The 13276-nt window shown below is 59.8% G+C and carries 14 protein-coding genes; 4 read left to right on the top strand and 10 right to left on the bottom strand.

Annotation, left to right across the window (positions count from 1 at the left end; genetic code table 11):
- Positions 1 to 68 precede the first annotated feature (68 nt).
- Positions 69 to 884: an SDR family oxidoreductase gene (locus tag K0H48_RS18660; RefSeq protein ID WP_065911448.1), complete on the bottom strand. Its 816-nt coding sequence runs from the start codon at positions 882 to 884 to the stop codon at positions 69 to 71.
- A gap of 328 nt (positions 885 to 1212) precedes the next feature.
- On the opposite strand from K0H48_RS18660, the gene K0H48_RS18655 reads away from it, so the two are divergent.
- Positions 1213 to 1365 carry a DUF3309 family protein gene (locus K0H48_RS18655; RefSeq protein ID WP_015885095.1) on the top strand — a complete coding sequence of 51 codons (153 nt, stop codon included), beginning with the start codon at positions 1213 to 1215 and terminating at the stop codon, positions 1363 to 1365.
- Between the two features lie 54 nt (positions 1366 to 1419).
- On the opposite strand, the gene K0H48_RS18650 is transcribed toward K0H48_RS18655, so the two are convergent.
- The 5 genes from K0H48_RS18650 to K0H48_RS18630 all read right to left on the bottom strand — a co-directional run bounded on the left by K0H48_RS18650 (position 1420) and on the right by K0H48_RS18630 (position 7189).
- Positions 1420 to 3507 carry an LTA synthase family protein gene (locus tag K0H48_RS18650; protein WP_138814557.1) on the bottom strand — a complete coding sequence of 696 codons (2088 nt, stop codon included), beginning with the start codon at positions 3505 to 3507 and terminating at the stop codon, positions 1420 to 1422.
- Positions 3508 to 3915: 408 nt separating this feature from the next.
- The gene (locus K0H48_RS18645) at positions 3916 to 4107 is read right to left on the bottom strand and encodes a PLDc N-terminal domain-containing protein (RefSeq protein WP_003172956.1); all 192 of its coding nucleotides are present in this window, start codon (positions 4105 to 4107) and stop codon (positions 3916 to 3918) included.
- Between the two features lie 67 nt (positions 4108 to 4174).
- A complete protein-coding gene (locus K0H48_RS18640) occupies positions 4175 to 4705 on the bottom strand; it encodes a hypothetical protein (RefSeq protein ID WP_219268621.1) in 531 nt (176 codons plus the stop codon).
- A gap of 41 nt (positions 4706 to 4746) precedes the next feature.
- Positions 4747 to 5262, bottom strand: a complete 516-nt coding sequence (locus tag K0H48_RS18635; protein WP_219268620.1) for an ankyrin repeat domain-containing protein — start codon at positions 5260 to 5262, stop codon at positions 4747 to 4749.
- A 100-nt stretch (positions 5263 to 5362) separates the two neighbouring features.
- Positions 5363 to 7189: a long-chain-acyl-CoA synthetase gene (locus K0H48_RS18630; protein ID WP_219268619.1), complete on the bottom strand. Its 1827-nt coding sequence runs from the start codon at positions 7187 to 7189 to the stop codon at positions 5363 to 5365.
- A 393-nt stretch (positions 7190 to 7582) separates the two neighbouring features.
- Here K0H48_RS18630 and K0H48_RS18625 point away from each other — a divergent pair, with 393 nt between their 5' ends.
- Positions 7583 to 7861 carry a DUF3509 domain-containing protein gene (locus K0H48_RS18625; RefSeq protein WP_016970113.1) on the top strand — a complete coding sequence of 93 codons (279 nt, stop codon included), beginning with the start codon at positions 7583 to 7585 and terminating at the stop codon, positions 7859 to 7861.
- A 62-nt stretch (positions 7862 to 7923) separates the two neighbouring features.
- Here K0H48_RS18625 and K0H48_RS18620 read toward each other — a convergent pair whose 3' ends face one another.
- The 4 genes from K0H48_RS18620 to aroC all read right to left on the bottom strand — a co-directional run bounded on the left by K0H48_RS18620 (position 7924) and on the right by aroC (position 11191).
- Positions 7924 to 8193 (bottom strand): response regulator transcription factor, encoded by a 270-nt coding sequence (locus tag K0H48_RS18620; protein WP_017137824.1) that lies wholly within the window; start codon positions 8191 to 8193, stop codon positions 7924 to 7926.
- A 208-nt stretch (positions 8194 to 8401) separates the two neighbouring features.
- Entirely contained in the window at positions 8402 to 8932 is a 531-nt protein-coding gene (locus K0H48_RS18615; protein WP_219268618.1) for an acireductone dioxygenase, read from the bottom strand.
- Positions 8929 to 10089, bottom strand: a complete 1161-nt coding sequence (locus K0H48_RS18610) for an MFS transporter (protein WP_219268617.1) — start codon at positions 10087 to 10089, stop codon at positions 8929 to 8931. The genes K0H48_RS18615 and K0H48_RS18610 overlap by 4 nt, the downstream gene beginning before the upstream one ends.
- A gap of 10 nt (positions 10090 to 10099) precedes the next feature.
- The gene (gene aroC, locus K0H48_RS18605) at positions 10100 to 11191 is read right to left on the bottom strand and encodes a chorismate synthase (protein WP_219268616.1); all 1092 of its coding nucleotides are present in this window, start codon (positions 11189 to 11191) and stop codon (positions 10100 to 10102) included.
- Positions 11192 to 11334: 143 nt separating this feature from the next.
- Here aroC and K0H48_RS18600 point away from each other — a divergent pair, with 143 nt between their 5' ends.
- Complete coding sequence (locus tag K0H48_RS18600) at positions 11335 to 12297, top strand: alpha/beta hydrolase (protein WP_219268615.1); 963 nt, start codon at positions 11335 to 11337, stop codon at positions 12295 to 12297.
- A 99-nt stretch (positions 12298 to 12396) separates the two neighbouring features.
- On the top strand, positions 12397 to 13203 hold the full coding sequence (locus tag K0H48_RS18595; RefSeq protein ID WP_138814548.1) for a hypothetical protein: 807 nt from the start codon (positions 12397 to 12399) through the stop codon (positions 13201 to 13203).
- Positions 13204 to 13276 lie beyond the last annotated feature (73 nt).

Here is a 13276-nt window from a genome sequence, read left to right as displayed (position 1 = left end):
GACAGACAACCCCCTATATTTGATCGCTTCTGATCGTTCCCACGCTCCGCGTGGGAACGATCATCCGCTCAGCCCTTGGTGGCCTGGGCCTTGGCGCGCATCTTGTCGGCCATCAGCGTCATTTCGTCATACAGCAACTGCGGGTTCTTCTGCTTCAACGCCCACGCCATCCGCCCCTGCTCGTGGGGCAAAATCATGAATTCCCCTTCGGCCACTCGCTGATAAATGTAGTCGGCAATATCCGCCGCCGAAATCGGTGAACTCTCCAGCAACTTGCCCACCTGCGCTTTCATCGCCGGTGTAGGCCCACGGAACGAATCCAGCAGGTTGGTCTGGAAAAACGACGGGCACACCACATGCACACCGACTTCCTGCTGCTTGAGTTCCACCAGCAAACTCTCCGACAACGCCACCACACCGGCCTTGGCCACGTTGTAGTTGCTCATCGCCGGCCCCTGCATCAGCGCAGCCATGGACGCGATGTTGATAATCCGGCCCTTGCTCTTTTCCAGCAGCGGCAGGAACGCTTTGCAGCCCTTGACCACGCCCATCAAGTTGATCGCAATTTGCCAGTCCCAATCTTCCAGGGACAACTCGGCAAAGAAGCCACCCGAAGCCACGCCAGCGTTATTGACGATCACATCTATGCCGCCCAGCTTCACTTCGCAAGCCTGGGCAAAGGCGGTGAGCTGGCTGTAGTCACGCACGTCGCAGCGCTGGATAAAACCATCGCCACCGGCCTCGCGCACCCGCTTGAGGGTTTCTTGCAACCCCGGTTCGCTGACGTCCGACAAGGCCAACTGCCAACCCTCGCGTGCCCAGCGCAGCGCGATTTCGCGACCCAGGCCAGACCCGGCACCAGTGATCATCATGCGATTTTGCATAGGTAGTAGCCTTGTAGTTCACGGAAGAAGTGATCGGCAGTGTAGCGAAGCTTTTTCCTACACCCACGCACCATCCAGTTGATGAATGCCTCAGGCAAACCGCCGGCCAGGTGCCAGAGCGGCTTATAGCGTAAGTTCAATCTTTTTCAACTAAGTACACGTAATTGCGAACGCATTAAAAGAAATAAGCGAGTTTGCGAAATGCTTTAAGAAACCACGGAATTTTCTGCGCAACTGCACAGTCGGAGTTATTAAGGCGTCCGTAAATAAACCCACGGGCCTGTCGTTAAACAACTGGTCTTTTCAGAAGGCCCACAAGGAAAAAAACATGAGCCTGATTCTGATCATTATCCTGATCCTGCTGCTGGTCGGCGGCCTGCCGGTATTCCCGCACTCACGTAACTGGGGCTATGGCCCGTCGGGTATTCTCGGCGTGGTGCTGGTGGTACTGCTGGTGCTGTTGCTGCTCGGCCGGATATAAAATCCGGACAAAAAAAGAGGCCTTCCAGAAGGCCTCTTTTTTATGCCCGGGTGATTAGTCCGGCTTGCCGTCGATCACACCCGCAGTGTTATCCAACAGGCTCTTGGTAGCCGTCTGCAAGAACGACTCAAGTTTCTGTTTCAGCGCGGCTTCGTCCGGCGATTCAGGAATGACCTTACCGGTCGGGTTAGCGCCCAGCTCGTATTCCCACAGTTTCGGTGGCATCTCTTTAGGCAGTACCAGGATGCGGTCAGCAGTGACCAGGGCGACGGTCTGGTCGCTGCCCGAGGGTTTGATCACGCCAAAACCCTTGTCGCCTTCCGGCAGGTTCAACAGGTCGCGGCCCCAGCATTGGTGCAAGGTGTCGCCACCCAGGCGGCCCATGATGGTCGGCACGATGTCGATCTGGGTGCCCACGGTGTGGTCACGCTCGCCGAACTTCTCCTGCATGCCCGGTGCAATCATCAGCATCGGCACGTTGAAGCGGCCCAGGTCCATCTCGGTGATCTGTTGCTCGTTACCAAAACCGTGGTCACCCACGATCACGAACAGGGTTTCCTTGAAGTACGGCTCTTTACGGGCTTTTTCAAAGAATTGGCCCAGGGCCCAGTCGGAGTAACGCATGGCCGTCAAATGCTCGTTGAGGCTGCCACGGTCGGTGACTTTTTCGACTGGCAATGGCGTCGGCAACGCATACGGCGTGTGGTTGGACAGGGTTTGCAGCAGGGCGTAGAACGGCTTGCCGCCTTCGCGGGCCTTCAACTCTTCCAGGCCACGGTTGAACATATCCTGGTCGGACACGCCCCACGTCGGGTCAGAAAACACCGGGTTAACGAAGTCGTTGCGCCCGATGAAGTTGGTCATGCCCTGGTTGCTGAAGAAGCCCGACTGGTTGTCCCAGGCGAAATCGCCGTTGTAGACATACACGTCGTCAAACTTGCGCGCGCTGAGCAACTGCGGCAGGCCCGACAGCTTGTGGCTGCCCTCGGGGGTTTGCATCAGGTATTCGAAGCCCGGCAGGTTCGGGAAGCACGCCATGGTGGCGAACATGCCCTGGTGGGTGTGGGTGCCGTTAGAGAAGAAACGGTCGAACAACAGGCCTTCCTTGGACAGTTTGTCGAAGTATGGCGTGATGTTGCCTGGGCGACCCAGGGCGCCGACCGAGTGACCGGCAAAGCTTTCCATCAGGATCACTACGACGTTCTTGATCGGCAGGGTTTTCTCGGCCGGTGGCGTGTAGTCGCGGCGCACGGCGGCGGTGTCGGTATCCACCAGTTTCTCTTGCGGCAACACCAGCATGTCACGCACGGTCTGGGTGGCCAGCGGCTGGTCCAGCGTGGCTTTCCAGATGTTCGAGCGCTCTTCGGAGAAGCGCGACTTGGCCGCCGCGATCAGCGACAGGGTGCCGTTCAAGCCCAACTGGTTGGCGAAGTTCGATTCGGTGGTGTAGACGTCACCCCAACGCAGCGGCGGGCCTTGGCGCAAGGTGCCACGGATGGCGACCACGGCAATCAGCAGGCACACCACAAACACCGCAATGCGGCTGTACCACGGAGCCACCTGGCGAGTGCCGACGGTGCCGCCGCTGAACGGGCCACGTGGGCGCGTCGCACGGTCGGCGCCTTTGAAGGCGATGCTCAGGATCAGCGTGCCCACAGCCCAGGCCAGCAGGTAGCGCACCACCGGGAAACCGTACCAGAGCATGCTCATTACGGTTTTCGGGTCTTCCTTCACATACTGGAACACCAGGCCGTTAAGGCGTTGGTGGAATTCGCGGTAGAAGTCCATTTCCATCAGGCCCAGGAACAGGGCAATGCTGGACACGACGGTCAGCCAAAAACGGAAGAACCCACGCGCCGCCATCGCCCGTACGCTGAACAACGCCAGCAGCAGCGGGACCAACGCGTACATCACAAAGCGGATGTCGAAGCGCGTGCCGTTGACGAAGGCTTCGAGGAAGGTCGAGGCCGGCGTGTCGAGGATCATCTCGCGGTTGTAGACCAGCAGCGCCAGGCGCAGCAGGGAGAACATCACCATCATGACCAGCGCGCAAAGCAGCGTGTATGCCAGATGGGATTTGACGGTCGGTTGCAGCAAGCGATTAGAAGCTCGCTGCTGACTCAGGGCGTCCGGGTTTGCCATGTCGTTCTAGGACCCATTGGAAGTTAAAGTTTCGAAATAATGCAGTGGCGTCCATCCCTCGCCCAGGCTGGCTGGGGTAGGCGGTTAACGCGGTGGCGCAAATGGTGCCCGATCAACGGCAGCAACGCTATTAATTACTGAATGTGCGCCCAGGACCTGCCGTTAATAGCCCTTGAGTTAGAGCCTTGGCAGAGCCGTAAAACCGCCGAATTGTCTTGGAAAAGATGTGAAAATTGTGTGCAGTGAATAGTTTCGACACACAAAACCCTGAGTACGCTGAAAACCAATGTGGGAGCGGGCTTGCCCGCGAATGCGGTGTGCCAGTCAAAACATCTGATACTGATACACCGCTATCGCGGGCAAGCCCGCTCCCACAGGGATGGTACTCACTTCAAATTAAGTGAACGATCAGATCCGTACGTTACCGCGCGGCCCGGCAATCGCCCAGATGATCAAGCCCAATACCGGCAGCAACAGGATCAGCAGGATCCACAGCACTTTGGCGCCGGTGCTGGCGCCACTTTTGAACACGTTGATGATCGCCCAGATATCCAGCGCCAGGATGATCAGGCCAATAAGACCGTTGAAAGTGGAACCCATGGTGTCGCTCCTAAGTGAGGGCATGCACTTGTAGGATAGTCAGCCCTGACAGGGGTTCCGTTTTATTTCAGACGTGTACGGCGACTTTCAAGGCTTCCAGCGACGGCTCGGCCTTGATCCCCACTTCGGCGCACAGTTCCAATACGCGCGGCAGGTCGTTGCCATACACCAACACGGCCTGGATCTCGTCATCGAGCAATTGGCTGAAGTTGAGCAGCACGTAGCCGCCATACTCAGGGCTCAACGCGCTCATCTGGATCTGGATGCGGTTAAGCGCGGTGAGTTCTTCGGTCTTGGCCAACTGCTTGGGCTTGAGGTTGAACGCCACGCCGGGGCCGAACGAGGCGACGATCTGCGCGAACAGATCGCCATAGGTGTCTGCCTGGAACAACACCGTGTCCGGCAGGCTGCCCACCACTACCCACTCACCCAGTGGGATCGGGAAAGTGTCGTCGTAGTTGATATCCGGGTTCGCGGCCAGAAACGCCGCCGGGTCTGCGTAGGCTTGGGCGGCTTCTGTGGCGATGCGCGCCACCTCGTCCTCGCCCATGACGCCGGCGCTGATTTTGCTGATAAGTTCGACGAGGGCGGTGTGCATGGGAAGGTCCTGTAACGGGCTGGTTTTTGAGGGCGCGTAGCCTACACCAGTTTCTGCAACTTCGCCGCCGTCTCCGCCGCGCCCATGGTGTGCGCCGCCGCCAACGCAGTCGCGCCCTGGGCATCGGTGGCCTTGGGATTGGCGCCTTGAGCGAGCAGGTAGTCGACCATTTCCACGCGGTTGAACATCGCGGCCAGCATCAGCGCTGTACGCCCGTCCGAAGATGAGGCATCCACCGGCACGCCGCCTTCGATCAGCGCCTTAACCACCGCCAGGTCGCCCTTGAACGCGGCGCCGGCAATCGGCAGTTGGTTCTTGTCGTTAGCGATCTGCGGATCGGCCTTGAACTCGAGCAACACTTTTACCGCCTCGACATGGCCGTGGTAGGCCGCGAGCATCAGCAAGGTGTCACCATTGTGGTTGCGAAAATTGGCCGGCAGACCTTTGGCCAGGAGCGCTGTAAGCATCGCCGCATCGCCTTTGCGGGCCACATCGAAAACCTGCTCGGCGAATTCGGCGGCTTCATCGTCGGTCATTTGTTTGGGCTGGTCTGACATGCAGGGCGCTCCTTGTCTGGGAATGTGTATAAGGCGCCCAGTGTCGCGAGGGAGTTCCCCGCTGTCATGGCTTTTTTGTCAAAAGCATTCATAGGCAGAATCAATAACGGAACTGCCCGGCCTGGATCTGCGCCAGTAATTGCCCGGTGACCGGTACATAACTGTCGGAGCCCGGCAGCCACGCGTACACCGGGTCGTTACCGGCCTTGTCCGGGTCGAAGGCTTCCTCCTTGAGCTTGACCTTCTGGTATTTGAAAGTGCCGGTGGTTTCCATCTTGACCTTGATGCGCAAAAACAACGGCACCGCATAGTGCGGCAACTGGCCGTGGGCAAACTGCAACAGCTCGCGCATGTCCAGGGCCGCCAAGGATTCGCTTGGGGTGATGGCCACCATGCCGGCGCGGCCATTGGTGTTTTCGATCTCGACGCCATAGGCCACTACTTCGGCGATCTGCGGGTGCTGCAGCAGCACGTTTTCGACTTCGGTGGTGGAGACGTTTTCGCCCTTCCAACGGTAGGTGTCGCCCAGGCGATCGACGAATTGCGCATGGCCAAAGCCGATACTGCGCAACAGGTCGCCGGTATTGAAGTAGCGGTCGCCCTTCTCGAACACGTCCGTGAGCACCACTTTGCGGTTCTTTTCCGGGTCGGTGTAGCCGTCGAACGGCGACTTCTCATCGATCCTGGCCAGCAGCAAGCCCTGCCCGCCGGTTTGCACCTTGCGCAGGTAACCGTCGCTGCCACGCAACGGCTCGCCGGTTTCGTGGGAGTACTCCACCAGCGCCCAATGCTGCAGGCAAAAGCCGATGGTGTTGTCGAAATTCAGCACATTGGTAAAACCGATATTGCCGTCGCTGGCGGCATACAGCTCGCAGATGTGCTCGACGCCATACCGCTGCTTGAACTGCGCCCAAACCCCGGGACGCAGGCCATTGCCAACCATCTTGGTGACCCGGTTGTCGCGATCCTGCGCGCTGGGCGGCTGGTCCAGCAGGTAGCGGCACAACTCACCGACATACCCCAGGGTGGTCGCTTTAAATCTGCGCGCATCGTCCCAGAACTGGCTGGCGCTGAATTTGCGCCGGATGGCGAAGCCCGACGCGCCGACAATCGCCGAACCCCAGCACACACACAGGCCAGTAGCGTGGTACAGCGGCAAGGTGCAATACAGAACGTCTTGCGGCCCCATGTCCAGGGCGATGCTGCCGAAACTTACCGCCGTCTTGGTCCAGCGCCCATGCTTCATGATGCCGGCCTTGGGCAAGCCGGTGGTGCCGGAGGTGTAGATATAGAAGCACGGGTCGTTGAAGAAGATGTGCCCGCTGCTGGCAGGGTTGTCCAGCGGGCTGTCGGCGCTGGCAGCCAGCAGGTCGGTGTAGCCCTGCGGCACCGCGTTTGAGGACTGATCAGCCACAAACCAGTTGCGTTCGGCCGCAATCGACACTTGATCACGCACGGCCGCATAGGCGGATTCCAATTCCGCGCCCACCACGATCGCCACCGGGTTCACCAGGTTCAGGCTGTGCACCAGCGCCGCCTGAGTTTGCGCGGTGTTAAGCATGGCGCAGATACCGCCCAGCTTGGCCACGGCCAGTACGCTGAGGAGCAGTTCCGGGCGATTTTCAATAAACAACGCGACCACATCACCCTTGCCGATGCCCTGCGCCTGGAGGTAATGAGCCATACGATTGGCGCGCTGGTTGGCTTCGCGGTAGCTGAGCACGCTATCGCCGTACAACAACGCCGCGCCGTCGGGGTTGCGCAACGCAGCCTGTTCAAAGTGCCAACCGAGGCCGCAGGGCTGCGCGGGGTCGGTGACATTCGCGGCGCGCATGCCGCGCACCACGCGTGGCAAAGCTCGAACAATCGCAGGCACCTTACGTAAAAGCTTGCCCCACGTGATCATGTCGTCTTGCTGATGGCTCATGGCGGAACGTCCTTTTTCTTATTCTTCGTATGATCCAGGGATAGCGGCAGCCCTGTAGGCAGATGCCGAATGCCTTGCAGGAAAATACGCCTGCCATTCTTTGGCTGTACATGCGGGATTTGAAAAGTTTTGTATCCCGAGCCAGCCCCCACAGAAAAGGAATTTTGCCCGGTCGAGGCAGTCATTATGCTTAAGGCGGGCCTGAATCGGTCGGCGCGGATAACGCAAAATGCAGGATGCACGATGGCCATTCATGCAAATTGCACGAAACCGAAATTTTAGAAAAAATTTAACTTACTGATTTATAACGACTTTTTAAGATATCCAATACTGGCACAATCACTGCACCTATCTCTCCATGCTTGCCAACTTGAGCCAACGGAGCTGATAGACATGAGCCTGATCCAAGATAAATTCGCTTCTGTATTCTCCCAATACGACGTCACCACTCAGCCACGTCCCGACGGCGGTATCCTGCTGACCCTGCGCAACAGCGAAGGCAAACAGGTCAAGCGCTCGATCTCGTATCAACAGCTGCACACCGCTGACCAACTGACCTGGGTGATCAGCGCCATCCGCCGCGACCTGGCCGAACAAGCCAGTGAATTGCCGCAGATTTCGATGCTGCAAAGCCAGAATCGCTTTGCCCTGCCGACCTACCACTCGGCATAAGCAACCGCTAACCAAAAAGGGCCGCGACGCTTATAGGCGTCGCGGCCCTTTTTCGTGTGGCTTCAGCACAAGCCTTGTCGGCTGGCCTCATTCATCGCCTGTACGCGGTTGGTGACTTCCAGCTTGCCGTAGATATTGCGCAGATGAAACTTCACCGTGGCTTCAGAGGTCGCCCTAATCTGGCTGATTTCCCAGACGGTCTTGCCTTCCGAGGCCCAGCGCAAAATTTCCAGCTCTGTCGGAGTGAGGGGCTTGCCGCCCAGGCTCAGACGTCTTCTAACGGTCATCGGCGCGTCCACCGGCGTGCGACACGACTGCTCTGGGCCACTCATTGTGCTCTCTCCTTATGTAGTGGATGCCCTATCACCTTTCGGATTCCTGCTATTGACAGGTGATATAAACATCGAGTCCGCAGAGAGTTACATAACGAATGGATTGAAAGCATAGGGCGCAGTAGAAACAGCTACGCCCTACAAATAATTAGGCTTATTCCCACAGCAACTTCCAACTTGCCTGGGTGGCACATTTAACGATCTATGCTTAGTCGTCCAGACCAGGAAAATCGCCGGCAATATCGTCGCCAGTGAGTTGAGGCTCAGAGCCTTTAGCGGTGTTGAACAAATGCAAGGTGACGAAGTGCGGATTCTCGCCCATATCGAACCAGTGCGGCATGCCGGCTGGAATCACCAGCAAGTCATTTTTCTCACAACGCACGGCGTATACGTAATCGCCCACGTGCAGGTTGAACAGGCCCTGGCCCGCCACGAAGAAACGCACGGCATCTTCGCCGTAGCGGCGCTCATTGAGGCACTGCGCGCGCAGTTCAGCGTTCTGTGCCGGATCGCCCGCCGCCCTGAGCACCTCCACGGCAGCGTAGCCGAGGGCATCGATCTGCGGCTGGTACGCGGCGATCATGTCGGCATTGCTGGCGCCCTTCTCAATCGGCGCCGGCTGCCAGCGCGCGAAGCGCACCGCGTGTTCGGCCAACGTCGAGACGATGTCGTCAAAATGGGTCAGGACCTTGTTCGGGGTATCCCCAGTGGCGACGGCATAAACAGCGACATAACTCATTGCTCGGTTCCTTTATTCGGCTCTTGCAATCGAAGGCCAATGATAATGGCGGCGGCCAGGGCGGCGACACTGGCGATGCTGAAGGTCAGGGTCGGCCCCAACAGGTTCCAGCTGTAGCCGGCGTAAAGCGCGCCCAACGCGCCGCCGGTGCCGGCCAGTGCGGCATACAGCGCCTGGCCCTGGCCTTGTTGTTTGGCGCCGAAGCTGCGTTGCACAAAGGCGATGGCGGCCGCGTGAAAGCTGGCAAACGTAGCGGCGTGCAGCACCTGCGCCAGCAGCAATACCCAGAAGATTTCGGCAAATGAGCCCAGCAGCAGCCAGCGGATAGCCGCCAATACAAAACTGGCCAGCAGCACCCGGCGCACCGAAAAGCGCGTGAGGATGCGGCTCATGGCCAGGAACATCAGCACCTCCGCGACCACGCCCAGCGCCCACAGCATGCCGATCACGCCACGGCTATAACCCAAATATTCAAGGTGCAGGGTCAGGAAGGTGTAATACGGGCCATGGCTCATTTGCATCAGGGCCACGCAGGCATAAAAAGCCAGTACGCCGGGGCTGCGCAATTGCTTGAGAAAGCCGTCACCGGCCAGGCGGTCGCCCTGCACGGCGGGCTGCGCGTTCGGCACCCAGAGGCTGGCGCCAATAATGCCGGCCATGATCACCACGACCACCACCGGGTAAATGTCCAGGCTCAATCCGTCGAACAGCCGCCCCATGATCACCACGGTGAGGATAAAACCGATGGAGCCCCACAGGCGGATCTGGCTGTAGCGCGCCGTTTGCTTTTGCAAGTGCGCCAGGGTGATCACTTCAAACTGCGGCAGCACCGCGTGCCAGAAGAACGCATGCAACGCCATGACCAGGGCCAGCCAGGCGTAGGTTTTGCTGAAGAAGATCAGCGAGAAACTCGCCAGGGTACACACCGCGCCAAAACGCACGATGGCCAGGCGCCGGCCGGTGTAGTCGCCGAGCCAGCCCCACAGGTTGGGCGCCACGCAGCGCATCAGCATGGGGATGGCCACCAGTTCGCCAATGCGTGCGCTGGAAAACCCCAGATGGTCGAAGTACAGCGCCAGGAACGGCGCCGTCGCCCCGAGCAGGGCGAAGTAGAAAAGGTAGAAGCTGGAGAGACGCCAGTATGGGAGGGCTGTCACGGTCAGACCGTCACAGCTGGCCCAACACCGGCGTACTCACCTGCACATCGGCGTTTTGCCCACGGTTGCGCAGCAGGTGGTCCATCAACACGATGGCCATCATCGCCTCGGCAATCGGCGTGGCACGGATGCCCACGCACGGGTCGTGGCGGCCCTTGGTGATCACGTCCACCGGGTTGCCGTGCACATCGATCGAACGGCCCGGCGTGGTAATGCTCGATGTGGCCTTAAGGGCCAGGTGCGCCACAATCGGCTGGCCGGAGGAAATACCGCCGAGGATGCCGCCCGCGTTGTTGCTGAGGAAACCTTGCGGGGTCATCTCATCGCGATGCTCGGTGCCGCGCTGGGCGACACAGGCAAAACCGGCGCCGATTTCCACGCCCTTGACCGCATTGATGCTCATCAGCGCGTGAGCCAGCTCGGCGTCGAGGCGGTCGAAGATCGGCTCGCCCAGGCCCGGCTTGACGCCTTCGGCGACCACGGTGATCTTGGCACCGACCGAATCCTGGTCGCGGCGCAACTGGTCCATATAGGCTTCCAGTTCCGGCACTTTGTCCGGGTCGGGGCTGAAGAAAGCGTTGTCGTCGACGCTGTCCCAGGTCTTGAACGGGATTTCAATCGGGCCCAACTGGCTCATGTAGCCACGGATCACGATGCCCTGCGTGGCCAAGTATTTCTTGGCGATGGCACCGGCGGCCACGCGCATGGCGGTTTCACGCGCCGAGCTGCGGCCACCGCCACGGTAGTCACGCTCGCCGTATTTGTGGTGGTAGGTGTAGTCGGCGTGGGCCGGGCGGAACAGGTCCTTGATCGCCGAGTAGTCCTTGGACTTCTGGTCGGTGTTGCGGATCAACAGGCCGATGGCGCAGCCGGTGGTGCGGCCTTCGAACACGCCGGAGAGGATCTCGACTTCGTCGGGCTCCTGGCGCTGGGTGGTGTGGCGGCTGGTGCCGGGCTTGCGGCGGTCGAGGTCACGCTGCAGGTCTTCCAGAGACAACTCGAGGCCTGGCGGGCAGCCGTCGACAATGGCGACCAACGCCGGGCCATGGCTTTCGCCCGCGGTGGTGACAGTGAACAGCTTGCCGAAGGTATTGCCGGACATGCAGGGCGCTCCGTGAAATCAGTTGAATCAACTCAACCGTAATAACTTAAGGCGGCCAGTATACGCAGGCTAACCGACTAGTTCATCCTCGAAACCTTACCGGTAGACGTTGGTCCAACCGGCACCTTCCTGATGATGGCGCGATGATGCTGCGAGTTTTGCTTTTGACCCTTACCTTGTTTTCGAGCCTTGGCTTCGCCGCCTCCCCCGTTGTGTTGCAACGGCCGATAAGCCTGGACACCGGCAGCGGCGAGTTGTTTGGTTCGCTCCTGCTGCCAAAATCCGACAAACCCGTGCCCGTGGTGCTGATCATCGCCGGCTCCGGCCCCACCGACCGCAACGGCAACAGCGCCGATGGCGCGCGCAACGACAGCCTCAAGCGCCTGGCCTGGGTGCTGGCGCGCAATAACATCGCCAGTGTGCGCTACGACAAGCGCGGCGTGGCCGCGAGCCTGGCCGCCACCCCCGACGAACGCAACCTCAGCCTGGATGCCTATGTGGCCGATGCCGTGGCCTGGGGCAAGCTGCTCAAGGCCGACAGCCGCATGGGCCAGTTGATTGTGCTGGGCCATAGCGAAGGCGCGCTGGTCGCCGCCCTCGCCGCCCCGCAGCTCGACCCGGCCGGGGTTATTTCGCTGTCCGGCAGCGCGCGGCCAGTGGACCAGGTGATCCGCCAGCAACTGGCCGATCATCTGCCGCCTGCCCTGTTGTTGCGCAGTAATGAAATCCTCGACCACCTCAAGGCCGGCCAGTTAGATGCCGACGTACCGCGCCCGCTGGAAGGCATTTTCCGCCCCAGCGTGCAGCCGTACCTGATCAGCCTGTTTCGCGCCGACCCATCGGCCGCCTTCGCCAAACTGGCGATGCCGGCGTTGATCATCCAGGGCACCAACGATATCCAGGTGGGCGTGGCGGATGCCCAACAATTACAGGCGGCCAAGCCGGACGCACAACTGGCCGTTATTCAAGGCATGAACCACGTGATGCGCATCGTGCCCAAGGATGTGAAGGAACAGCTGGCGTCGTACAACGACCCCAAACTGCCGCTCGCCGCCGAGTTGGGCCAACGTATCGTGCGCTTTATCGACGGACTTCAACCCCGTTAAGCGACTATTTGCCTCCAGTCCTGAATAAAACGGCCGATAAGCCCAGAGTCGACAGTAAAAAGACTATCGACTTGCAGGGCTTGGACAGGATCGCGCCGCATGACTAACACCGAAGCAACACCCGACTCTACCGCCGACACCCCGGCTGAAAAACCCGAGGCCGTCGAGGCGGCGGCGCTGCCATGGGCGGACGTTCAGGCCGAACATTTCAAGATGCTGCGCCTGGCGCCACTGGCGACTGATCGCGCCACCGGCGCACGGCCGCTGCGGTTTGTGCAGTTCGGCTATACCGAGCGCCATGACAAGAAGCACAGCCTGTTGCGCATGGTCATCCAGTTGCCCGGCCAACGCGTGCGCCGCGAGCAGAACCACCTGGATATCTGGGTCGACCACGATACGCACCGTGTGCACTTCGGGCCGGGCAACAGCCTGGAAATCGAACCGGCCAACCGTGGCCTGGGGCGCTTTCTGGTTGCTCAGGGCGCCGCGTGGGCGAAAAAGAAGTGGTCACATTACCGTGTCGACGGCGTGGACCTCGCCAACAAGGATGCACTCAACGAAGCCACGCGCCTGCGCCGCGATCATTTCCTGCGCATCCAGGGTTTTGATGTGGCCTACGCCGATGTGCAGCACCTCAAAGGCAATGTGCAGCCCGGCAAAGTCAGCGAAGTGCTGGACAGCTGGAACACCGAGAAGGTGCAGTACGTAGAAATCCTCGAGGCGGCGCAAATGCTGCAACAGGCCGAGCAGAACCTGGCCGAGCAGGAAGTGAAGCTGCGCAAGGAAGAAGAAAAGGTCACCAAGTTCAAGCGCGAAGACAGCGGGCTGCGCTTTACCATTACGTGTCTGGTGGCATTTACGGTGTTTCAGGCGGGGTTGTTGATCTGGATTGCAACACACCGCTGAAAGGTTGGAATGCATTCCAAATGTGGGAGCTGGCTTGCCTGCGATGGCGGCTTGTTGGTGGTGTACATATCCA

The organism is Pseudomonas sp. Xaverov 259 (assembly GCF_019352915.1).
Classification (GTDB): domain Bacteria; phylum Pseudomonadota; class Gammaproteobacteria; order Pseudomonadales; family Pseudomonadaceae; genus Aquipseudomonas.
The sequence above is the reverse complement of the archived record's forward strand: the minus strand, read 5'-3'. Positions and strand labels throughout refer to the sequence as shown.